This window comes from Aeromicrobium sp., assembly GCF_037719875.1.
Classification (GTDB): Bacteria; Actinomycetota; Actinomycetes; order Propionibacteriales; family Nocardioidaceae; genus Aeromicrobium.
This window is the reverse complement of sequence record NZ_JBBJMJ010000001.1, coordinates 211,338-233,279: the sequence shown is the minus strand read 5'-3', so window position 1 is coordinate 233,279 and position 21,942 is coordinate 211,338. Positions and strand designations below refer to the sequence as shown.

18 protein-coding genes are annotated in these 21,942 nt (G+C 66.7%); 3 read left to right on the top strand and 15 right to left on the bottom strand.

Annotated elements, in window-relative coordinates:
• Window position 1: 1 nt before the first annotated feature.
• Window positions 2-484 (bottom strand): hypothetical protein, encoded by a 483-nt coding sequence (locus WKF39_RS01275; protein ID WP_340385111.1) that lies wholly within the window; start codon window positions 482-484, stop codon window positions 2-4.
• Window positions 481-4,026 (bottom strand): DNA polymerase III subunit alpha, encoded by a 3,546-nt coding sequence (gene dnaE, locus WKF39_RS01270; protein ID WP_340385108.1) that lies wholly within the window; start codon window positions 4,024-4,026, stop codon window positions 481-483. Before dnaE ends, WKF39_RS01275 begins: the two co-directional genes overlap by 4 nt.
• 125 nt (window positions 4,027-4,151) lie before the next feature.
• Between dnaE and WKF39_RS01265 the strand changes: the two genes are divergently transcribed.
• Both WKF39_RS01265 and WKF39_RS01260 read left to right on the top strand, forming a co-directional pair.
• On the top strand, window positions 4,152-4,559 hold the full coding sequence (locus WKF39_RS01265) for a DUF1801 domain-containing protein (protein ID WP_340385106.1): 408 nt from the start codon (window positions 4,152-4,154) through the stop codon (window positions 4,557-4,559).
• Between the two features lie 79 nt (window positions 4,560-4,638).
• A complete protein-coding gene (locus WKF39_RS01260) occupies window positions 4,639-5,655 on the top strand; it encodes a hypothetical protein (protein ID WP_340385104.1) in 1,017 nt (338 codons plus the stop codon).
• Window positions 5,656-5,696: 41 nt separating this feature from the next.
• Here WKF39_RS01260 and WKF39_RS01255 read toward each other — a convergent pair whose 3' ends face one another.
• From WKF39_RS01255 to WKF39_RS01225, 7 genes are all read right to left on the bottom strand, one after another.
• Window positions 5,697-8,444 (bottom strand): PQQ-binding-like beta-propeller repeat protein, encoded by a 2,748-nt coding sequence (locus WKF39_RS01255; RefSeq protein WP_340385102.1) that lies wholly within the window; start codon window positions 8,442-8,444, stop codon window positions 5,697-5,699.
• A complete protein-coding gene (locus tag WKF39_RS01250; RefSeq protein ID WP_340385100.1) occupies window positions 8,441-9,739 on the bottom strand; it encodes a hypothetical protein in 1,299 nt (432 codons plus the stop codon). The genes WKF39_RS01255 and WKF39_RS01250 overlap by 4 nt, the downstream gene beginning before the upstream one ends.
• Before the next feature lie 80 nt (window positions 9,740-9,819).
• Window positions 9,820-10,806 carry a DUF6454 family protein gene (locus WKF39_RS01245; RefSeq protein ID WP_340385098.1) on the bottom strand — a complete coding sequence of 329 codons (987 nt, stop codon included), beginning with the start codon at window positions 10,804-10,806 and terminating at the stop codon, window positions 9,820-9,822.
• Window positions 10,807-10,887: 81 nt separating this feature from the next.
• Window positions 10,888-12,111 (bottom strand): pyridoxal phosphate-dependent aminotransferase, encoded by a 1,224-nt coding sequence (locus tag WKF39_RS01240; protein WP_340385096.1) that lies wholly within the window; start codon window positions 12,109-12,111, stop codon window positions 10,888-10,890.
• Between the two features lie 41 nt (window positions 12,112-12,152).
• Entirely contained in the window at window positions 12,153-13,097 is a 945-nt protein-coding gene (locus tag WKF39_RS01235; RefSeq protein ID WP_340385095.1) for an RluA family pseudouridine synthase, read from the bottom strand.
• A complete protein-coding gene (locus tag WKF39_RS01230) occupies window positions 13,094-13,636 on the bottom strand; it encodes a signal peptidase II (protein ID WP_340385094.1) in 543 nt (180 codons plus the stop codon). The genes WKF39_RS01235 and WKF39_RS01230 overlap by 4 nt, the downstream gene beginning before the upstream one ends.
• Complete coding sequence (locus WKF39_RS01225; RefSeq protein ID WP_340385092.1) at window positions 13,609-14,010, bottom strand: TraR/DksA C4-type zinc finger protein; 402 nt, start codon at window positions 14,008-14,010, stop codon at window positions 13,609-13,611. The genes WKF39_RS01230 and WKF39_RS01225 overlap by 28 nt, the downstream gene beginning before the upstream one ends.
• A gap of 82 nt (window positions 14,011-14,092) precedes the next feature.
• Between WKF39_RS01225 and ileS the strand changes: the two genes are divergently transcribed.
• Window positions 14,093-17,257 (top strand): isoleucine--tRNA ligase, encoded by a 3,165-nt coding sequence (ileS, locus tag WKF39_RS01220; RefSeq protein ID WP_340385090.1) that lies wholly within the window; start codon window positions 14,093-14,095, stop codon window positions 17,255-17,257.
• Between the two features lie 148 nt (window positions 17,258-17,405).
• Here the strand turns inward: ileS and WKF39_RS01215 are convergent, their stop codons facing one another.
• From WKF39_RS01215 to ftsZ, 6 genes are all read right to left on the bottom strand, one after another.
• A complete protein-coding gene (locus WKF39_RS01215; RefSeq protein ID WP_340385088.1) occupies window positions 17,406-18,197 on the bottom strand; it encodes a DivIVA domain-containing protein in 792 nt (263 codons plus the stop codon).
• Between the two features lie 126 nt (window positions 18,198-18,323).
• The gene (locus WKF39_RS01210; RefSeq protein ID WP_340385086.1) at window positions 18,324-18,614 is read right to left on the bottom strand and encodes a YggT family protein; all 291 of its coding nucleotides are present in this window, start codon (window positions 18,612-18,614) and stop codon (window positions 18,324-18,326) included.
• Window positions 18,615-18,617: 3 nt separating this feature from the next.
• Window positions 18,618-19,100 carry a cell division protein SepF gene (gene sepF, locus WKF39_RS01205; protein WP_340385084.1) on the bottom strand — a complete coding sequence of 161 codons (483 nt, stop codon included), beginning with the start codon at window positions 19,098-19,100 and terminating at the stop codon, window positions 18,618-18,620.
• A gap of 40 nt (window positions 19,101-19,140) precedes the next feature.
• Window positions 19,141-19,872: a YggS family pyridoxal phosphate-dependent enzyme gene (locus WKF39_RS01200; protein WP_340385082.1), complete on the bottom strand. Its 732-nt coding sequence runs from the start codon at window positions 19,870-19,872 to the stop codon at window positions 19,141-19,143.
• Between the two features lie 79 nt (window positions 19,873-19,951).
• Complete coding sequence (locus WKF39_RS01195) at window positions 19,952-20,668, bottom strand: polyphenol oxidase family protein (protein WP_340385080.1); 717 nt, start codon at window positions 20,666-20,668, stop codon at window positions 19,952-19,954.
• Between the two features lies 1 nt (window position 20,669).
• The gene (gene ftsZ, locus WKF39_RS01190) at window positions 20,670-21,836 is read right to left on the bottom strand and encodes a cell division protein FtsZ (protein WP_340385078.1); all 1,167 of its coding nucleotides are present in this window, start codon (window positions 21,834-21,836) and stop codon (window positions 20,670-20,672) included.
• Window positions 21,837-21,942 lie beyond the last annotated feature (106 nt).

Here is a 21,942-nt window from a genome sequence, read left to right as displayed (position 1 = left end):
GTCAGACGTGCTGCCTCGGACCGGTCCTCGTCGTGCCGAGCAGTGTCATGAGGATGTGACCGATCAACCCGAAGATCGGCCACACGACGAACGGCGAGAAGCCGTCGACCGCGAGCTTGGCCGGGACGCGATCGCCGACCGCGACACCGGTGACCGATGCCGGATCGGGCGGACCCTGCCAGACCCCGAACCGCCAGGCGACGACGGCCACGATGACCGACGAAGCGATGACGATCGGGGTGAGCAACCAACCCAGGTCGTCGAGGGCCTTCGCCAGGAATGCACCCCACAGGACCGAGGCCACCGCACCGACTGCGACGAAGGTGACGATGACCGAGAACTGGCCCCTGGCGGCGGCTTCAGTCAGCACGATGCCCTCGGCACGCGCCTCCCACTCGGCCGGGTTGGCCAGGGTCAGCCACACGAAACCGGCCGCGATGCCCAGCATGAGCATCGCGGCGAAGGAGAGCAGGAGTCGGCTCACGAGAGACAATGGGGACCCAGCAATTCCTTGAGATCGGCGATCAGTGACGACGACTGTGCCACACGCAGGCTGTCATCGAGCCGCATGACCTTGGTCGAGCCGTTGCCGATCAGTCTCAGGTGAACCTCGGAGACACCCGGGTGCGCCGCGAGGACCTGCTTGAACGTGCCGATCGTGTCGGCCGTACAGCGCGCGACCGGCAGGCTCACGAGCAGAGGGCGCTCCGGTCCACCGGTGTTCATGGCCGGCAGGGTGACCTCGACGGCATTGAGCTCGATGCCGTCGTCCTTGCGCCGGACCCGGCCCTTGACCACCACGATCGTGTCGGGGATCAGCACCGGCATCGCGAGCTGATAGGCCCCGGGAAACACCATGACCTCGATGCCGCCCTCGAGATCCTCGATCGTGATCGAGGCCCAGCTGTCACCCTTCTTGCTCATCCGGCGCTGGACCCCGGTGATCAGGCCGCAGATGCGTACGGTGCTCCCGTCAGGCCGGTCGGCGTCGGTCAGCAGCTCACCGACCGTGCAGTCGCTGCTGGCGCGCAGGACGTGCTCGAGGCCCTGGAGCGGGTGGTCCGAGACGTAGAGACCGAGCATGTCGCGCTCGAACGCCAACAACTGGGTCTTTTCCCACTCCGGCATCATCGGCACCGTCACCGTGACGCCGGTGAACGAGTCGTCCATGCCGCCGAACAAGGAGTCCTGGCCGATCGCAGCGTTGCGCTTGAGGTCGATGTACTGGTCGACGGCGTCTTCGGCGATCGTCGTCAGCGCGCGGCGCCGGTGCCCGAGGGAGTCGAAGGCCCCGGCCTTGATCAGTGAGTCGAGCACCCGCTTGTTGCACACCAGGGTCGGGACCTTGTCGAGGAAGTCGGTGAAGTCGGTGTAGGTGCCCCCCCCCTCCGGCCCCGGCGTGCGACCCTCGACGACGCCGGCCACGACATTCTCACCGATGTTGCGGATCGCGCCGAGACCGAACCGGATGTCCGCGCCGACCGAGGCGAAGTTGGAGACCGACTCGTTGACGTCCGGCGGCAGCACCTTGATGCCCATGCGCCGGCACTCGTTGAGGTAGATCGCCGACTTGTCCTTGTCTCCGCGGGTGCTGGTGAGCAGCGCCGCCATGTATTCAGCCGGGAAGTTGGCCTTGAGATAGGCCGTCCAGTAGGAGATGACGCCGTATGCCGCCGAGTGCGCCTTGTTGAACGCATAGTCCGAGAACGGGAGCAGGATCTCCCACAGATCCGTGATGGCCTTCTGGGAGTAACCACGCTCGAGCATCCCGCCCTGGAAGCCGGCGTACTGCTTGTCGAGCTCGGACTTCTTCTTCTTGCCCATCGCGCGGCGCAGGTTGTCGGCCTGTCCCAGCGAGAACCCCGCCAGGACCTGCGCGATCTCCATGACCTGCTCCTGATAGACGATCAGGCCGTAGGTCTCTCCGAGCACCTTCTCCAACGGCTTCTCGAGCTCGGGGTGGATCGGGTCGATCGGCTCGCGACCGTTCTTGCGGCGGGCGTACTTGTTGTGCGAGTCCGCACCCATCGGCCCGGGGCGGTAGAGCGCGCCGACGGCGGAGATGTCCTCGAACTTGTCGGGCTTCATGCTGCGCAGGAGCGATCGCATCGGCCCACCGTCGAGCTGGAAGACACCGAGCGTGTCGCCGCGGGCCAGCAGGTCGTAGGTCGCGGGGTCGTCGAACGTCAGGTCCTCGAGCACCAGATCGATGTCGCGGTTGCGCTTGATGTTGATCAGCGTGTCGTCGAGGACCGTGAGGTTGCGCAGGCCGAGGAAGTCCATCTTGACCAGCCCGAGCGCTTCGCACATCGGGTAGTCGAACTGCGTGATGATCGCACCGTCCTGCTCCCGCTTCATGATCGGGACGATGTCGATCAGTGGGTCGCTCGACATGATGACGCCGGCCGCGTGGACGCCCCACTGGCGGATCTGGCCCTCCAGACCCAAGGCGGTCTGATAGATCTTGCGGACATCGGCGTCCTCGTCGTGCATCTTGCGGAAGTCGGCGCCATCGCCGTAGCGCCTGTCGCCGGAGTCGAACAGACCCTTGAGCGTCACGCCCTTGCCCATCACATCGGCCGGCAGCGCCTTGGTGATGCGCTCGCCGTGCGTGAACGGGTAGTCCATGACGCGCGCGGCATCCTTGATCGCGGCCTTGGACTTGAGCCGGCCGAACGTCGCGATCATCGCAACCCGTTCCTCGCCGTACTTGTTGCTGACGTAGCGAATGACCTCACCGCGCCGACGCTCGTCGAAGTCGATGTCGAAGTCGGGCATCGACGGTCGCTCCGGGTTGAGGAACCGCTCGAAGATCAGGCCGTGGGTCAACGGACAGAGATCGGTGATGCGCAGTGCGTAGGCAGCGATCGAGCCGGCGCCGGATCCGCGGCCCGGGCCCACCCTGATGCCGTTGTCCTTGGCCCAGTTGATGAAATCCGCCACGACGAGGTAGTAGCCGCAGTAGCCCTTGTCCCGTACGACCGCGAGCTCCATCTCGGTGCGCGCCCTGACCTCGGGGGTCAGGGCCTCACCCGGATAGCGGAACTCGATGCCGCGCCAGACCTCCTCGACGAACCAGCTCTCCTCGGTGTGGCCCGCCGGTACGTCGGCCCGGGCCATGTAGCCGCCATTGGACTCGGCGAACTCGACGTTGCAGCGCTCGGCGATCAGCAGGGTGTTGTCACACGCCGCCTTGAGGTCGAAGCGGTCCTCCCACAGATCACGCATCTCCTTGGCCGACTTGATGTAGAAGTCGTTGGAGTCGAACTTGAACCGGTTGGGATCGGTCAGCGTGCTGCCGGACTGGACGCACAGCAGGGCCGAGTGCGCCTCGGCATCCTCGGGCGCCGTGTAGTGCGAGTCGTTGGTGGCAATCGGCGGCAGGTCGAGATCCTTCATGAGCCGCAGCAATCCGTCGCGCACCTGGGTCTCGATCGCCAGACCGTGGTCCATCAGCTCCAGGAAGAAGTTGTCCTTGCCGAAGATGTCTTGGAACTCCGCAGCCGATGCCCGCGCCTTCTCGTAGTTGCCGATGCGCAACCAGGTCTGGATCTCACCCGACGGACAACCGGTCGTGGCGATGAGCCCCTTGCCATAACGCTGCAGCAGGTCGCGGTCGGCTCGAGGCTTGCGATATTGGCCCTCGAGGCTCGCATAGGACCCGATGCGGAACAGGTTGTGCATGCCCTCGGTCGTCTCGGAGAGCAAGGTCATGTGGGTGTAGGCGCCGCGTCCTGCGACGTCGGCATCCTTGGCGCCCTTGTTCCACTGCACGGCCTTCTTCTCGCTGCGCGGGATGTTGGGCGTGAGGTAGGCCTCCATCCCGATGATCGGCTTGACGCCGTGCGCCTTGGCCTTGCTGTAGAAGTCGAAGGCGCCGTGCAGATTGCCGTGATCGGTCATCGCGATGGCCGGCATGCCCAGCTGAGAAGTCCGGTCGAACAGTCCGTCCAGCAGGGCGGCACCATCGAGCATCGAGTACTCCGTGTGCACGTGCAGGTGCACGAATGGCGAGTCGCTCGACATCGGAAAAGTGGCCTCCTCGGCACGATCTGGGGGGAAGGTCCTCAGCCTAGTCGAGGGTCCCGACCGTCTTCGACGGCGCGCCGATCCGCTGCCGCCACGACAGTGCCCTGACCCATACTGGGGTGATGACCGAGCACCCGGACCGTCAGAAGCAGACCTACGCAACCGTCGAGGACTACCTGGCTGCTGCAACGTATGACGTGGAGCCGCGGCTCCTCGAGACCCGGCGGATCATCCGCGAGGCGCTGCCGGACGCCGAGGAGACCATCAGCTACAACATTCCGGCCTACAAGCAAGATGGCGTCGTCGTGATCCAGTTCGCGGGCTACACCGAGCACACGTCGATCAACTTCTTCCCCACCGCTGCGACCTTCGCGACCTTCGCGGGAGAGCTCGAGGCATACCGGACGAGCAAGTCGGCGATCCGTTTCCCGCTCGATGAGCCACTCCCGGTCGACCTGATCGGCGCGATCGCGCGGTTCCGCGCTGCCGAGGCCGCCGAGTTCGCGGCGCGCAAGCAAACCGGTCGCTGAGCGTTCCCGCGAACGGGCTGGTCGGCAGGTCATGACATCGGCAATACTCGGGTAGCACTCACGCTCTCCAGGGGGAACCATGACCATGCACGCGACGCTCGTCTCCGGACCGATCGGGCCCGACACCATCGACATTCCGGGCGAGCCGACCCAGCTGCGCAACGCAGTGCAGGGTTTGCGCGGCCTGTGCCGTCAGATCGAGCAGGCCAGCAACCAGCTCAAGCAGGCCAACCCGTCCGACAGCGATCGTGGTCGCATCGTCCTCGCGCTGTCCGGCGCCGCCCAGCGCACCGGCCGGGTCCTGGATGCTGACTCGCAGCAGCTTGACAGCCTCGCCGACGCGATCGACCACGCCGCTGACGTGCTGACCAGCTCGCAGGGTGGCGTCGATGACCTGCGCCGCCGTTGGCGTTCGTCGCGTGATGCCTTCCGCGACGCCCTCCACGGGCACAAGAACGCTCCCGACAACGTCGAGGCGCTGATCCATCGCATCGACTCCGACGCGTCGGAGTCGCACGAGGGTCAGTTCAAGCAGCAGGCCGGCCTGACCTTCGCCAACGTCGGTGGCGGCGGTGCCAGGCCCGACGCGATGCTGCTCGAGGAGGATGGCGCCGTCGACCAGGCCATCACGGCATACCGACACGACGTCCGCAGCATCGTCGATGAGTTCGCCGAGCTCATGCAGAAGACCAAGAACGCCGACAACCAGCTCGATGAGAAGCTGCCCCGGCACTCCAGTGCCGCGTTGTCAGAGGTTGAGCACGACGGCGGCAGCGGCCCCGATCACCACACCATCTCCGGTCCCGGTGCGGTGCGGTCGATCGGGGAGGAGCTGGGGCAGGGTGCGCACACGATCGAGCAGGCCTCCCAGCGCCTCGAGGACATCCGGCTGGCCATCCGGGCCGGCCGCATGCTGCCCGACGACGACCGGGTCGGCAGCAACGACGGCTTCAAGCGCGACTGGACCGAGCACTTCGACAAGCTCAAGCACTCGCTGACCGCCGCTCGTCGCGCAGCCGACGGCGCGGCCGACCGGTTGCGTGATGCTGATGAGAACGGCGCCGCCGACGTCCGACAGGCCCTGCGCGACGACTGAGTCAGTCGAGTCGAACAGGACTTGCGGGACGATCGGGCCGATCAGCCCTTGGGCTTGGTCAGCTTGAACAGACCGACGTCGTAGCGCTGGCCCGGCGGCACCTTGCGACCGGACTGGCGGAACGCGTAGTCCCACGAGTAGTCGACGTGCGACAGCGCGACTCCCCCGTCGAACGGCCTCACGGCTGCGTCGGCCTGCAGGCCGTTGCGGTACTTCTTCGGCGCGTTCCACCGGCCGGTGATCTTGCCGCTCGACGCGTTGAGCGTCATGAACTCCACGGAGATGTCGTTGTTGAGCGTGACCAGGACGGTCTTGCCGCCGTCGATGAGGTCATAGTGCTGGGTCACTGTGATCGCACCGCGATCCTGCTCCATCGAGTCCATGATCGACTTGATGTCGACAGCCCAACGGATCTTCTTCTCCGAGAGCGAATAGCGCATGACACCCGAGCTCTGCGCCACAACGACGTCGCCGTCATCGAACCCGACGGTCTCGTAGGCCGAGGACGCCGCCTGCACCAGCGTGAACTTGCGCAGGTCGTCGGCCAGGTAGTCTCGCTCGACCGAGCCCGTGCGCTGCACGACCCGCCCGGTGTCAGGATCCAACAGCACGAGGGAGTCCTTGACCTTCGCCTCTGGCTTGGATGGGTCACCGAATGAGGTCGACATCAACAGCCCGTTTCCGCGCCAGGCAAAGAGCGGGTTCTTGCGGTCGATCTTAGTGAAGATCTTGCGGCCGGTGGTCGACCACACGCGCTTGAACGACGGCAGCTGGTAGGCATCGATGGCCCAGTCACGGCCACCCTTGACGGCGGACGTGGTGATCACGAGAGAAGGGTCCTCTGGGGTCTGCTCCAATCCGTACGGCTGGTGGGCCAGCTTGGCTTGCTGGACCAGCGCGCCGTCGTCGATGCGACTGACCAACAAGTCGCCGGTGATGACATAGACGACCCGGTCATGCACCTCCAGGCGTGACACCGAACGAGCCGAAGCAGGCAGCTCGATGCGGTCGAGGACCTTGCCGTCCGAGGTGCTGACGCGCAGCAGCGTGCTGCACCTCGCGTCCTTGCCACCCCCGCGGTAGGCGATCGTGAACGTCTTGACCGCCTTGTCGGGCTCGGCCGCGGCGCAGACGCGCGCAGCGGTGTCGTCGTCGACCTTGAGCGTCCACTTCTCGTCGCCGGACTTCGGGTCGATGCCGGTCACGGTGTTGCCCGCGTAGGCGACCACGCGGGACCCGGTGCTGATGGCGCCGGGCGACCGGTCCTCCTTGGATCCTGCGGGAGTCTTGACACCGGCAACCGCCTTGGCATCGTTGTCGACCGGTCCGGAGGTGGCCACGGCGGCCACCGCCGAGTTGTCAGCCTTGGGGAACGTGAAGACGCCGATGTCGAACAGGTCGCCCTTGGGCTCCTTGACCCCCCTGTAGTCGGCGAACGTGAAGTCCCAGGCCTCGAAGTTGCGGGTCAGCACGAGACCCGAGTCGAACAGGGTCATGCCGGGTTCGACCTGGAACCCGTTGCGGTAGTCCTTGGGCACGGCCCAGCGAGCCGCCAGCTTGCCCGTCTTGACGTTGATTGCCACGATCTCGACCGAGGTGTCGTTGCTGACGGACGCGACCAGGTAGCCGTCGGACGTGACACCTTGCGGCAGGACGGTCGTGCTCGGGTACTCCTCGTCCGAGTCGAGCTGGATCTGATTGAGGTCGAGGTCCCACTCGACCTTGCCGGTCTCGAGCGAGTAGCGCGTCAGGCCGTTGACCTGCGCGAAGACCGTGTCACCGTCAGGCAGGCCCAGAGCCTGGTCGTACTGGTTCGACGCGCTCGCGAGGTCGAACTCCCCTTTGGCAGCCTTGCCGCCGGAGTCCTTCGAAGCATCTTCGCGCCCGAGCACCTTGCCGGTCCTGGGTTCGACCTGGGTCATGTAGTACTTCTGCGTGGTCTCCTGCGTGAGCCATGCCGAGTTGCCCGGTACGGCCGCGATCACACAGTCCTCACGTACGTCTGGGAACAGGGTCTTGGTGTCCTCGGTCCACAGGTGCTTGAAGGACGGCAGGGCGTAGCCGTCGACGCGGCACGCTTCGTCACTGGATCGTGAGCCGATCAGAACATTGCCTTCGGGCGTAGGAAAGAGGGTGAAGTACGAGTCCGCCTCCAGGCGGGCGACCGGCTCTGGCTCTCCCTTGACCATCTTCGACACCACACCGCTCATGTCCACGATGAAGTCCTGGCCCTTGACCGTGAACAGCTCGTTGGCAGCACCGCCGGTCCGTTCGCCCTGAAAGTCCGGCATGTCGCTCAGCTTCTCGGTCTTCTTGACGACCTTGCCGTCTGACACCCGGATGGTGGCGAGGTTCGGGCAGTAGCTCGACTCGCCGTAGGCGACCGTGAACGTCTTGACTGCCCGGTCGGGCTTGGACACAAGACAGATCGTGCCGCCGCCCAGATCGAGCTTGGAGGTCCAGAGCTGCTTGCCGGACTTCAGGTCGTAGCCCGAGATGTTGTCGACGGAGTAGCCGACGACCTTCTGGCCGCTGATGAAAGCCCCGGACTTCCGCTCCACCTGAGCGGTGTCGAGCGCACCGGTCAGCTCCTCCAGGTCGTCCGACGCGGCGAGCAGGACCTTGGGTTCGAGTGCCGGGCCGAGGGCCGGGCCGCGGGCCGACGGCGCCTTGGCCGGCAACGGCAGGGACTGTCCGGCCTTGTCGTCCTTGTCCTTGCCACCTCCGCCACCCGTGCAGGCGGTGAGCGCGAGCAGGACGGCGACGACGACGGCTGCTGTGCGCCTCATGCGTTGAGCCACTTGCGAGTCGCGGCGACCAGGTCCTTCTCGCTGCGACCCAGCTTCCTCTCGCTTGCCTTGCGACTTTGTGTGGAGTAGAAGGCCTCGGCCACCTCGAACACTGCGTCACGTCCCTTTTCCTGATCGAGGTATTCATAGATCGCGCCGGAGCACTGGTAGAACTCGTACTCCCGCGGTGAGTCGTGGAACTCCTTGTAGCCCTTGGGCACGACCGACTGGAACTCGCCGAACGTCGATCGGATGCGTCCGCCCTCGCGCGCCAGGAGGTTGCCCGACCCCGGCCGCGTCGACCCCCAGACCGCGAGCCCCTCGATGACCCACGTCGGTGTCTCGCTTGCGGCGGCATACCACTGGTCGGCGAGCACGTGGATTCCCTCGTGACATGCGACGTCCTCGAAGTCGTCGCGGTCGAACGACGCCTGGTGGAGGCCCACGCGGCCGGTCGCCAGCGGGAGGCCCTTCTTGCCCGAGACCTTCTTCTGGCCGCGTGAGAGCTCTGCCGGGTCGAGGAACGGGTGGTAGTAGGCGTGGGCGTCGGCCTCACCGACGGACACCCCACCCCACAGCTTGCCGTCGATCCCGGGCCACGTCAGGGCGTAGAAGAGCTTGTCGACGCCCTTCGGCCTCGGCATGACGTCGAACGCGCGCTTGGCTCCGGCCTCGATCCGCGAGGCGAAGGCCTTGGCGCGCTTGGCGTCCTTGGTGCGGAAGGTGATCCATGCGTTCTTGGTCTCGATCGCATCGATCTTGGCCACGTCCCAGAACGACGGGTCGAAGAGACCGTCGACCTCACCCACGTGCATGAGCTCGAGCGGCGCATCCTCGGACTTCTTGCGGAAGTCGGCTCGCATGTTCTCCACGACCTGTTGACCGTCGCACCCCTTGACGGTGTGCGCGAAGACGAGCTCGCCGCTGTACTCGACCTTGCCGCCCGCGCCGTTGCGGGTGCGTCCGGTCGGCAGCCCAACATACCACTCGCCCTCGAGGAAGTTGGTCCGCCGGAAGTTGTCCAGGCGCCGGGACCAGCGCTTCTCGAAGTCCTTCAGGGCGAAGTCCTCGCTGTCGATCACGCCTGACAGCTGCTTGACGTCCTTGGACTCGAACGCCTTGTTGAGACGATCGCGCAGGGCTGTGACGTCGGCCTCGGTGACGACCGTGCCGGTCTCGGGCTTGACGATGTTGGGACCACTCGTCGTCTGCTTGCCGCCCTTGGGGTCGCTGCCACCGCTGCAACCCGCCAGGACGAGTCCCGCCGATCCCAGCAGAAGCGTGCGTCGATCCATGCCGTTCACTGGTCCCCCGAACCTTGAATGAGGTGACAGGCTACCTGCGCGTGGAGCGGCCCGTCCCGGAGACCCGCAAACTACTGTTTCAATGTCGCACGATAGGTCAGGATCTCGGTCCCGTTGCCCTCTTCGCCGTTGTCCGGGGCAGCCCACATCGTGAGCTCCTTGCCCGTGACCGCGAGCTTGAGCGGGTTGCGGGTGGCGACATGGCCAGCGGTGGAGAACTGCTGGAACGGCAGCTCCCGAAGCACCCGGTGAGACTTCAGGTCGATCATCGCCATGCCGCCGAGCTCGTACGTCGCGGGGGGTCCCCCGGCGCTCGGCGTCTGCGGCAGGTTGGTGACCCCGCCGCACAGCATCTTGCCTGCCGGCACGTACTGGCAGTCCTGGTAGTCGATGAAGTAGCTCGTGTTCGGCCAGGTGCTGAGCTGCTTGCCCTTGCGGTTCCACTCGGCGAACCGGCGGGAGCCCCACGTGTTGCCGACGAGGTGGCCGGTGGTCTTGTCGAGCACGATGCCGCCGAAGTGGTCCTTGACCTCGAACTGCTTGTGAACCCGCAGGGTCTTGGCGTCGATGCGATAGATGATGGCGCTGCTGTCGGGCCGGTACTCCGCCACCGGGACCCAGATGTTCTCACCGTCAAAGTCGATGCCGCCGGGGTGATAGGCGTCGCCCTCGCCGAGCACGATGTCCTGCTCCAGGTTGCCCTGACGATCCATCACGAACAGGTGGCCGATGCCCTTGCCGGGCGTCCGGTCGTAGCCATCGACCGGCGCGGGATACTTCACGGTCGGCGCCAGGATCTCGACCGCCGACAGAAACACCCGGTCACCTGCGAACGCGATGCCTTCGGTGTGGAACGTCGGGAAGTCCAGCTTGAGCTTGCTAGTCAGCTTCCACGGGGTGTCGCGGTTGACTGACGCAAAGGCCCGCACAAGGGCGGAGTCGGAGGCGTGATGCGCGCCGGGCCTGTCGGCCGCACCGGCGACATCGCCGACGGCCACCGCCGCCGGCACCGCGATCAGGGTCAGTCCGGCCACGAGCGCGCGCTTGATCGGGTTCATCGTTCGAACCTAGGAGCCGCAGGTGGACCGCACACCACCTCGAAGTGACGGCTGGCTGAACGGCCCGGCCGCCATGCCGGCTCAGTCCTGTCGGTAGCTGCTCAGGAAGTTGCCGAGGCGCTGGATCGCCTCGGCGAGATCACGGGCCCATGGCAGCGTGACGATGCGGAGGTGGTCGGGATCGGGCCAGTTGAAGCCCGTGCCCTGCGTCAACAGGATCTTCTCCTGCAGGAGCAGGTCGAGCACGAGCTGCTGATCGTCCTTGATCGGGTGCACCTCGGGGTCCAGACGCGGGAAGGCATACAGCGCCCCCTGCGGGGTCACGACGCTGACGCCGGGGATCTTGCGGAGCTCGTTGACCGCGGTGTCGCGTTGCTCGAGCAACCGGCCACCGGGCAGGATCAGCTCCTTGATCGACTGATAGCCCCCCAACGCGACCTGTATCGCGTTCTGGGCAGGGACATTGGGGCACAGCCGCATCGAGGCCAGCAGCGTGATGCCCTCCAGATATTCGCGGGCGCGATCCAGCGGCCCCGTCACGACGAGCCAGCCGGCCCGATAGCCGCACACCCGGTATGCCTTGGAGAGCCCGTTGAACGTCAGCGTCAGGACGTCCGGTGCGACGCTGGCCATCGGGATGTGGACCGCGTCGTCGTAGAGGATCTTGTCGTAGATCTCATCGGACATGAGGACGAGATCGTGCTTGCGGGCCAGGTCGGCGATCGCGGTCAGCGTCTCCCGGCCATAGACCGCGCCGGTCGGGTTGTTGGGGTTGATCACGACGATGACCCGCGTGCGATCGGTGATCTTGGACTCCAGATCCGCAAGATCTGGGTTCCAGTCGTTGTCCTCGTCGCATCGATAGTGCACCGGCACCCCACCCGCGAGGTTGGTCACGGCAGTCCACAGGGGGTAGTCCGGGACGGGCACCAGCACCTCGTCGCCGTTGTCGAGCAAAGCCTGCAGCGCGATCTGGATGAGCTCGGAGACTCCGTTGCCGATCCAGACATCATCGATGTCGATCGTCGGGAAGCCGTCCTGCAGCTGGTAGTGATGCACCACGGCTCGCCGTGCCGACTGGATGCCCCGGGAGTCCGAGTAGCCGGCCGAGCCCGGCAGCGCGGCGATGACGTCCTGGAGGATCTCGGCGGGTGCATCGAATCCGAAGGGTTGCGGATTGCCGATGTTGAGCTTGAGGATGCGGTGGCCCTCGGCCTCGAGGGCGGCGGCTCGGGCGCTGACGGGTCCACGGATGTCATAGAGGACATCCCTCAGCTTCTCGGACTGGCGCACGACGGGGCTCATACAGTCATTGTCCACGACCCACCGCCCCGCAGGGAGCGAGGTCAGTCCAGGGCGCGGATGACTTCGAGGGCCGCCGTGAGGTCCTCGGGATAGTCCGACTCGAACTCGACGAAGTCGCCGGTTCGAGGGTGGAGGAAGCCCAGCTTCTTGGCGTGCAGCCACTGCCGATCGAGCCCCACGCGCTTGGCCAGGGTGGGGTCCGCGCCATACATCAGGTCACCCACGCACGGGTGGTGCAAGGCACTCATGTGGACCCGGATCTGGTGCGTCCGACCGGTCTCGAGCTTGATCGTCAGCAGGCTGGCGTAGTGGTGCGCCTCGAGGGTGTCGTAGTGCGTGATGCTGTCGCGGCCGCCGTCCTTGACCGTGAACTTGAAGTCGTGCTTGGGGTGTCGCGCAATGGGCGCATCGATCGTCCCCATGTGCGGATCGGGATGGCCCTGCACGAGCGCGTGATAGGTCTTGTCGACCGTGCGGTCGCGGAACGCCTGCTTGAGGACCGTGTAGGCGTGTTCGGACTTCGCCACCGCCATCAGACCACTCGTCCCGACATCGAGTCGATGCACGATGCCCCGCCGCTCCGGCGCGCCCGACGTCGAGATGCGTATGCCGGCGCCCGCAAGGTGGTCCAACACCGTCGGCCCGTACCAGCCGACGCTCGGATGAGCCGCGACACCGACGGGCTTGTCGACCACGACGAAGTCGTCGTCCTGGAAGACGATCCGCATGCCCGCGACCTCGGCCGCCACGACCGCGACGCGACGAGGCGCCGGGATCGAGGCCTCGAGGATCGAGCCGGGCGACACGCGCTCGGACTTCGCTGGCGGCTGGCCGTCGAGCGTGACCAGGCCGTCAGCGACGAGCTCGCTGGCGCGGGTGCGGGACAGGCCCAGCAGGCGGGCGAGGGCGCTGTCGACCCGTTCGCCGGCGAGGCCCTCGGGGACCTGGATCACCTTGTGCTCGAGTCCGGTCTCCTCGGCGGTCATGACGCCACCTGCCTGGTTCCGTCGATCCCGATCCCGCGCCAGCTGCGCCAGATGATGATGACCGCCGCAAAGGTCAGGGCGATGTCGGCGACGTTGCCCACGAAGACCCCGTAGTCGATGAAGTCGACGACGTGGCCCCTGAACGGCTCCGGCTCGCGGAAGATCCGGTCGCACAGGTTGCCCACCGCTCCGGCGAGCAGCAGGCCGAGCCCCACGGCCCACCCACGATCACGCAGGCGGCCGGCGATCCGTATGACCGCGATCGACACCACGATCGCGACGACACTCAGCACGAGGGTGAAGCCCGCGCCGGTACCGAGGGCCGCGCCACCGTTGCGCAAGAAGGTCAGCGACAACACGTGCGGAATCAGCTCGATCGACTCACGGCCCTGCAGCTTCTCGACCGCCGCAAGCTTGGTGACCTGGTCCAGAACCAGCGTCAGCGCAGCAACGATCGCGAAAAGGCGTACGTACGTCTGTGTGGCGGTCGGGCCGTGGTCGTCGCCAGGGCTCAGCGACGCTCCTCGCGCTGCTTGCATGTCATGCACAGTGTGGCACGGGGGAACGCCATCAAACGATTCTTGCCGATCGCCTCACCGCAGACCTCGCACTGGCCATAGCTGCCCTTCTCGAGGCGATCGAGCGCCTTCTCGGTCTGCTGCAGCAGCTCACGCTGGTTGGCGGCGAGCGACATCTCGGCGTCCCGCTCCAGGCCCTTGGACCCCACATCGGCCTGGTCGTTGCCTGCGCCGTCGACCCCGTCGCGCAGCAGGTCCTGCAGCTCACGGGCGGACTGGTCGAGCTCGCCGCGCAGCCTGGTCAGGTCGCCTTCGAGCTCGACGCGGACCGCCTTGGTCTCGGCGACTGTCCAGGGCTTCTCGTCGGCTCGGACGGCTAGCTTGGTGTTTGGCATGCATGGAGATTAGACCGCCGGTGGTGCAGCGGCAACTCGCACCGCCGCAGTGTCGCCGTCGCTCACCCGTAGAATTGAGGGTGTGACCCCGCACGCGTCCTACCGCCCCGTTCCCGCCCATGTCGATCTGCCGGCGCTCGAGCGCGAGATCCTCGATCTGTGGGCCGCACAGGGCACGTTCGCCGCCAGCCTCGACACCCCCGCAGACGCACCACGCTGGACGTTCTACGAGGGTCCGCCGACCGCAAACGGCACCCCGGGGACGCACCACGTGGAGGCCCGGGTCTTCAAGGACATCTTCCCGCGGTTCAAGACCATGCAAGGCTTCCACGTCGACCGCAAGGCCGGTTGGGACTGCCATGGACTGCCGGTCGAGATCGCGGTCGAAAAGGAGCTGGGGTTCAACGGCAAGCCCGACATCGAGGCCTACGGCATCGCCGAGTTCAACGCCAGGTGCCGCGAGGCCGTCGTCCGAAACGTCGACCTCTTCGAGGAGATGACGGACCGGATGGGCTACTGGGTCGACATGACCAACCCTTACCGGACCATGGAGTCCTCCTACGTCGAGAGCGTCTGGTGGGCACTCTCGACGATCTTCGACAAGGGACTGCTGACCGAGGACTTCCGGGTCGCGCCCTACTGCCCGCGCTGCGGCACGACGCTTTCGGACCACGAGCTGGCCCAGGGTTACGAGACGATCACGGATCCCTCGGTCTACGTACGCTTCCCGGTGACGTCGGGTCCGCTCGCCGGCCGGGCCTCGATGCTGGTCTGGACGACGACGCCCTGGACCCTCGTCTCCAACACCGCGGTCGCGGTCAATCCCGAGGTCACCTATGTCGTGGCCACCGATGGTGAGGAGTCGCTCCTCGTCGCCGAGCCGCTGGTCGCCAAGGCTCTCGGCGAAGGCTGGTCCACGACCGGCGAGTCATTCCGCGGCTCCGACATGGAGCGCTGGACCTATCAGCGACCCTTCGACCTGGTGCCCTTCCCGGCTGGGATCGACGGGCAGTCCGCAGCACACTTCGTGGTCCTCGCGGACTACGTCACGACCGATGACGGCACCGGACTGGTGCACCAGTCCCCCGCGTTCGGCGCCGACGACATGGCGGTCTGCAAGTCCTATGGCCTACCGGTGGTCAACCCGATCACGCCGGACGGCCACTTCGAGGCCGACGTCCCGCTGGTCGGCGGGCAGTTCTTCAAGACCGCTGACCGGGCACTCGCCGACGACCTCGCAGCGCGTGGCCTGATGTTCAACGAGCTCGCCTATGAGCACTCCTACCCGCACTGCTGGCGCTGCCACACGCCGCTGATGTACTACGCGCTGCCGGCCTGGTACATCCGCACCACCGCGGTCAAGGACCGCCTGCTCGCCGAGAACGCCGACACCAACTGGTTTCCCGACACGATCAAGAACGGTCGCTACGGCGACTGGCTGACCAACAACATCGACTGGTCTCTCTCGCGCAGCCGCTACTGGGGCACACCTCTGCCGATCTGGCGCAACGACGAGGACCCGACCAGGCTCGTGTGCGTCGGCTCGCTGTCCGAGCTCTCCGAGCTGACCGGCCGCGACCTGGCCGACCTGGATCCCCACCGCCCCTTCATCGATGAGGTGACATTCGAGATCGAGGGACACCCGGGGACCTACCGCCGAGTCCCCGACGTGATCGACGCGTGGTTCGACTCCGGCTCGATGCCCTTCGCCCAGTGGGGCTACCCCCATGTCGAGGGGTCCAAGGAGAAGTTCGACCAGGCCTATCCGGCGCAATACATCTGCGAGGCGATCGACCAGACCCGTGGCTGGTTCTACTCCCTGATGGCAGTCGGCACGCTGGTCTTCGATCAGAGCTCCTATGAGAATGTCGTCTGCCTCGGCCACATCCTGGCCGAGGACGGCAAGAAGATGAGCAAGCACCTCGGCAACATCTTGTTGCCGATGCCGCTCATGGAGGAGCACGGCGCTGATGCCCTGCGCTGGTTCATGGCGTGCTCCGGCTCTCCGTGGTCCCCGCGCCGCATCGGCCACACCGCGCTGACCGAGATCGTCCGCAAGGTGCTCCTGACGTACTGGAACACCACGGCTTTCCACGTCCTTTATGCCGGCACCGAGGGCTGGACCCCCGGCTCAGGCGACGTGCCGCCGGTGGCCGAGCGTGAGGTGCTCGACCAGTGGCTCCTGTCCGAGCTGCACACCCTGACGCGCGATGTGACTGCTGCCCTCGAGGCCTTCGACACGCAGACCGCCGGGGCCCGCATCGCGGGCTTCGTCGACGACATGTCCAACTGGTACGTCCGCCGGTCCCGGCGCCGCTTCTGGCGCGGCGACGTCGCGGCGTTCGCCACCTTGCACGAGACGCTCGACGTACTGACCAGGTTGCTCGCGCCCCTGACGCCGTTCATCGCTGAGCGGGTGTGGCAGGACGTCATCGTGCCGGTGACGCCTGGCGCCGCAGTCTCGGTGCACCTTGCAACCTGGCCGGTCGCCGACGAGTCGCTGATCGTGGACGGTCTGGGCGCACGCGTTGACCTGGCTCGCCGCGTCACCGAGCTCGGCCGCGCGGCCCGCGCCGAGGCCAAGGTGCGCACGCGCCAGCCGCTGCGCCGCGCCCTCGTGGCATCGGCTGCCTGGCAGCAGCTCGGGCCAGATCTGCGTGCGCAGGTCTGCGAGGAGCTCAACGTCGGTTCGCTGGAGTCGCTGGCGGACGCCGGTGGCGATCTCGTGGACCACGCGGCGAAGGGCAACTTCCGCAACCTCGGCAAGCGGTTCGGCAAGCAGACCCCCCGGGTCGCCGCGGCCATCGCCTCAGCCGACGCCTCCGCGCTCGCGAAGGGGCTCGCCGAGCACGGCAACGCGACCATCGACCTGGACGGTTCCTCGGTCGAGGTCGGACTCGATGATGTCATCATCTCCGAGCGTCCGAGGCAGGGTTGGTCGGTGGTCAATGACCAGGGCGAGACCGTGGCGCTCGATCTCGAGCTCGACCACGAGCTGAGGCTCGCGGGACTGGCCCGCGAGGCCATCCGGGTCATCCAGGAGGCGCGCAAGTCCTCCGGTCTCGACATCAGCGACCGCATCACGCTGTCATGGACCGCGACAGGCCCGCTCGCGGATGCGTTGCAGACCCACGAGGCCCTGATCGCCGACGAGGTGCTGGCGACCGAGGTCGCCAAGGATGACGGCCTCGCCGCCACGTTCACCGACGATGAGCTCGGCCTCAGCTTCACGATCATCAAGGCCTGAGGCGCGCGGGCTCCGCCCGCCCAGCGACTCCGTCGCTGCCACGCTCCGCGTGGGCGCCCGCCTCGCTGCGCTCGGCCCATGGTCGGGTGGAACCTACGAAGGGCCTGTCACCTCGCGGTGACAGGCCCTTCGTGAATGGTGCTGAGAGTCAGAAGCTCTCGTCATCACCGAGCAGGGAGCGGAGGCGGCGCGGGGCCGTCTCTGCCGGAGCCTGGACGGGCTGAGAGCTGTTGGTGCTCTCATTGGCCGCGAGCTGATCGAGCTGGCTCTGGAAGTAGTTCTTGAGCCGCGCACGGTATTCACGCTCGTAGGCCCGCAGGTGCTCGACCTCGCGCTGGATCTCGTAGCGATCCCGCTCGATGGTCGCCACTGCCTGCTGGCGGCGCTCGTTGGTCTCTTCGTCGAGCTTCTGAGCACGGATGCGAGCATCGGTCTCGAGGCGATCAGCCTTGCCGCGCGCCTCGTTGGTGAGCCGCTCGGCCTTGGCACGTGCCTCACCGACGATCCGGTCGGCCTCTTCCTTGGCCGAGTCCATCAGCTGGTCGGCATTGTTCGAGGCGATCTCGAGCAGCCGGGCCGCAGCCGACGACGCATCGCCCATGGTCGGGGTCGCGCGGACCGGGGCCGGCGCGGCGACGGGCTCCGGGACGGGTTCGGGCTTCGGCGGAGGCGTGTACGTCTGTACAGGCTCCTGGACGGCTGGGGTCGGTGCGGTCTGCGGAGCCGGGGTCGCCGGCGAGACAGCAGGGATGAGACCGGTGGGTTCGCCGGTCGATGCGGCAGCTACCTTGGCGCGAAGTTCTTCGTTCTCGACCGTGAGTCGCTCGAGCTCGGCCTCGACCTCGTCGAGAAACTGATCCACTTCGCCCATGTCATAGCCTTCGCGAAGACGGACAGGCGTAAATCGTTTGTTACGCACGTCCTCTGGCGTCAATGGCATGAGTACACCTCGGGGTTGGGGTTAGTCCTGGGGACTCTGAGCCTCCACCGTACTCTGCCGGGGTTTACTTCTGCCACAGGCGTCCCTAACGAAGTGAGGTGGTTCAGAACACCTTCTGTGGAGCCCTCACAAGAAGACTGCCTGGACGATTCGCCGGACGATCACGATCGCAATGAGCAGGACCATCGGCGACAGGTCGAGCATCACCGAGCCCAGTCGAAGCGGCGGTATGACCCGCCGCACAGCCCGCAGGGGCGGGTCCGTCAAGGAGTAAAGCCCCTCGCAGAAGACCAGGACGATGCCACGTGGTCGCCAGTTGCGGGCCAACATCTGCACCCAGTCGAGGACGAACCTCGCTATCAGCAGAACTATGGCCAGCAGGAGGATGAGGTCGAGGATGCCGCCAACCAGCCGCATGCGTCAGCTTTGGTTGAAGAAGCCGCCGGCAGCAATGCGCTGCTTGTCCTCATCTGTCACCGAGATGTTCTCGGGCGACAGGAGGAAGACCTTGGCGGTGACGCGATTGATCGACCCATGCACGGCGAACACGAGGCCGGCCGCGAAGTCCACGAGGCGCTTGGCGTCATCGTCGTCGATCTCTGAGAGGTTCATGATGACCGGGACGCCGGAACGGTAGTGCTCGCCGACCGTGCGGGCATCGTTGTAGGTCCGGGGGGTCACAGTCTCGATGCGCGCGAGGTCCGAGGCGTTGGACGCCCGGCGCTCGGGGCGCCGCTCGGGACGGCGGTGGTCGTCGATGCTTGAGACCGGCGCCGGACGCACGACAGCGGGCTGTCGCTTCGCGGGGGTCGGATCGTCGATGTCATCCTCGAACTCGTCGTCGAAGTCAGCCTGTTCTACGAGGCCGAGGTATTCGCCGACCTTCCGCATTGCGCCAGCCATGAGAACTCCGTGTGTGCGTTTCGGTTATGACATCTTGAGATTACCCCGCGGAGGGACGCTCACCGAGTATCGAACGCCCTATCCGTAGGTGTGTCGCGCCGGCAGCAATCGCGGGCTCGAAGTCATCGCTCATCCCAGCGGAGACGATCGTGGCGTCGGGGTGGTCCCGGCGCAGATCTATCGAGAGCCGCGCGAGGTGATCGAAGTGCGGCGCGGGGTCGTCCCCCAAGGGTGCCACCGTCATGAGCCCGCCCAGCGCGAGATGGTCCGACCCGGCGATCGCAGCGGCCAGCTCGGGTATGCCGGCCGGTGTCACCCCGGATCTGCCCCCATCACCGGCGGATGGACCCGTCGAGGCAAAGTCGACCTGGATCAGGCAGGTGAGCACCCGACCCGCCGCATCGGCGCCGCGCGACAGCGAATTGGCAAGCTTGAGCCGATCCACGCTGTGCACGACATCCGCGTAGCGGGCCACAGCGCCAGCCTTGTTGGTCTGCACGCCCCCCAGGAAGTGCCACCTCGGCAGCGCCCCGACGTGGTCGGCCTGCAAGGCCCGCAGCTCCTCGAGCTTCAGCTGCGCCTCGGGGTGGCGATTCTCCCCCACGTCGGTCACCCCGAGCTCGGTCAGCAGCTCCACATCGGTGGCCGGATAGGTCTTGGTCACGACGACCAAGGTGATCTCCGAACGGTCGCGGCCGGCCGCCACGCAGGCGGCACCGATGCGCTGCTCGGTGCTCTCCAGCCCATCGACGAGCTCGTCCCGGCGATTCATCGGGGTCCCCGCGAAGGCGTGAGCGGAGCCGGGACCGGGCTCGGCCGAACTCCACGAGCGAGCGGTTTCGTGGGGTGATTCATCTGATCACCGCGACTGCGCCGAATCGGCCGGAGTCCTGGCCCTGGCGCCGGTAGGAGAAGAACCGCTCGTCCTCGATCGTGCACTCATGCGCGCCCAGATCCGTTGTTGGTATGCCCAGCTCGACCAGCTGCGCCACGACCCCGGCGCCGATGTCGACCGCGGGTGTGCCCCACGACGTGGTCGACCGCGCTGCCGGCACCGCGGCGCCGACGGCGTCTGCCATCTCCTCGGGCAGCTCGTAACAACCTCCACAGGCGCGCGGGCCGACCCATGCGGCGAGTGACTCCGCGCCCCACTCGCGAAGCGCAGCCACAGCCGCCAGGACGACGCCGCCGACCAGGCCTTCGCGGCCACAATGGACGACACCGGCGACGGGCTCGTCGAGACCCACCAGGACGACCGGGGTGCAATCGGCCACGCGTACCAGGACGCCGACACCCGGCTCGTCGGTGAGGAGTGCGTCGGCAACCGGGATATCCCCGGGGGACACATCGCGGGACCACACGACGTCAGCTCCGTGCACCTGGGTCATCCGCACGAGTCGGTCGACCCCCATCTCGTCGCCGAGGCGGCCCAGATTGCGCTCGACGACGTCAGGGCCGTCGCCGTTGGACGTCCCGAGATTGAGCGATTCCCACGGCCCGTCACTCAGGCCGCCTTCTCGGTCGGTGAAGGCGAACTCGACCCGGCCGACCGTGTCCCGGTGGAACAACTCAGCGAAGGAAGTCGGGCACGTCGAGGTCGTCGCCGTAGCCGGTGGACACCGGCTCGGGCGGGACTGTGACGTTGCCGGCACCATCAGCGGGCTGTCGGGGCCCATCCAGGTGGGGATCGGGATCCAGGAAGCTCCCGGCCGTCGGCGGCGCGACCGCTGCCGGCGCCGCGGGCGGGGTCTCCTTGAGCAGCGCGGGCTTGGTCGCATCTCGCAACATGGGCTCGCCGCCGTCGAATCCGGCCGCGATGACCGTCACGCGTACCTCATCGCCCAGGGCATCGTCGATGACGGCGCCGAAGATGATGTTGGCGTCGGGGTGCACGGCATCGGCCACGAGCCCGGCGGCCTCGTTGATCTCGAACAGGCCGAGGTCCGAGCCTCCGGCGATCGACAGCAGCACGCCACGCGCTCCCTCGATCGACGCCTCGAGCAGCGGGCTGGACACCGCGCTCTCGGCAGCGACTGCGGCCCGGTGTTCGCCGCGGGCCGAGCCGATACCCATCAGGGCGGACCCAGCATCAGACATGACCGACTTGACGTCGGCGAAGTCGAGGTTGATCAGGCCCGGAGTAGTGATCAGGTCGGTGATGCCCGAGACGCCCTGGTGCAGGACCTGGTCGGCCTGGCGGAACGAGTCGAGCAGGCTGACATTGGGATCGCTGATCGAGAGCAGCCGGTCGTTGGGGATCACGATGAGGGTGTCGACCTCGTCGCGCAGCGCCTGGATGCCGGCATCGGCCTGGCCGGAGCGGTTGCGTCCCTCAAACTTGAACGGTCGCGTCACCACGCCGATCGTCAGGGCACCCAGCGAGCGGGCGATCCGCGCCACGACGGGAGCGCCGCCCGTGCCGGTGCCGCCGCCTTCACCGGCTGTCACGAAGACCATGTCGGCGCCCTTGATGGCCGCCTCGATCTCTTCGGCGTGATCCTCGGCCGCGCGCTTGCCGATCTCGGGGTTGGCGCCTGCGCCGAGGCCCCGAGTCGAGTCGCGCCCGACATCGAGCTTGACGTCCGCATCGCTCATCAGCAACGCCTGGGCGTCGGTGTTGATCGCGATGAACTCGACTCCCTTGAGCCCCACCTCGATCATCCGATTGACGGCGTTGACGCCGCCTCCGCCGATGCCGACGACCTTGATCACGGCGAGGTAGTTCTGTACCGCCATCGTGTGTCCCTTCCGGGGGATTCGAAACTCTGACCCTGAGGTGGAGGTTTATAGTTATGTCAACCTGTGACTCACGTGAAACGGTACGCGCGTGGGCCCGGCATCC

Bases quoted from the DNA above. Each gene is read 5' to 3' on its own strand.
- dnaE (WP_340385108.1), bottom strand. From the start codon at position 4,026: ATGTCGAGCGACTCGCCATTCGTGCACCTGCACGTGCACACGGAGTAC.
- WKF39_RS01265 (WP_340385106.1), top strand. From the start codon at position 4,152: ATGACCGAGCACCCGGACCGTCAGAAGCAGACCTACGCAACCGTCGAG.
- WKF39_RS01260 (WP_340385104.1), top strand. From the start codon at position 4,639: ATGACCATGCACGCGACGCTCGTCTCCGGACCGATCGGGCCCGACACC.
- WKF39_RS01255 (WP_340385102.1), bottom strand. From the start codon at position 8,444: ATGAGGCGCACAGCAGCCGTCGTCGTCGCCGTCCTGCTCGCGCTCACC.
- WKF39_RS01250 (WP_340385100.1), bottom strand. From the start codon at position 9,739: ATGGATCGACGCACGCTTCTGCTGGGATCGGCGGGACTCGTCCTGGCG.
- WKF39_RS01245 (WP_340385098.1), bottom strand. From the start codon at position 10,806: ATGAACCCGATCAAGCGCGCGCTCGTGGCCGGACTGACCCTGATCGCG.
- WKF39_RS01240 (WP_340385096.1), bottom strand. From the start codon at position 12,111: ATGAGCCCCGTCGTGCGCCAGTCCGAGAAGCTGAGGGATGTCCTCTAT.
- WKF39_RS01235 (WP_340385095.1), bottom strand. From the start codon at position 13,097: ATGACCGCCGAGGAGACCGGACTCGAGCACAAGGTGATCCAGGTCCCC.
- WKF39_RS01230 (WP_340385094.1), bottom strand. From the start codon at position 13,636: ATGCAAGCAGCGCGAGGAGCGTCGCTGAGCCCTGGCGACGACCACGGC.
- WKF39_RS01225 (WP_340385092.1), bottom strand. From the start codon at position 14,010: ATGCCAAACACCAAGCTAGCCGTCCGAGCCGACGAGAAGCCCTGGACA.
- WKF39_RS01215 (WP_340385088.1), bottom strand. From the start codon at position 18,197: ATGCCATTGACGCCAGAGGACGTGCGTAACAAACGATTTACGCCTGTC.
- WKF39_RS01210 (WP_340385086.1), bottom strand. From the start codon at position 18,614: ATGCGGCTGGTTGGCGGCATCCTCGACCTCATCCTCCTGCTGGCCATA.
- sepF (WP_340385084.1), bottom strand. From the start codon at position 19,100: ATGGCTGGCGCAATGCGGAAGGTCGGCGAATACCTCGGCCTCGTAGAA.
- WKF39_RS01200 (WP_340385082.1), bottom strand. From the start codon at position 19,872: ATGAATCGCCGGGACGAGCTCGTCGATGGGCTGGAGAGCACCGAGCAG.
- ftsZ (WP_340385078.1), bottom strand. From the start codon at position 21,836: ATGGCGGTACAGAACTACCTCGCCGTGATCAAGGTCGTCGGCATCGGC.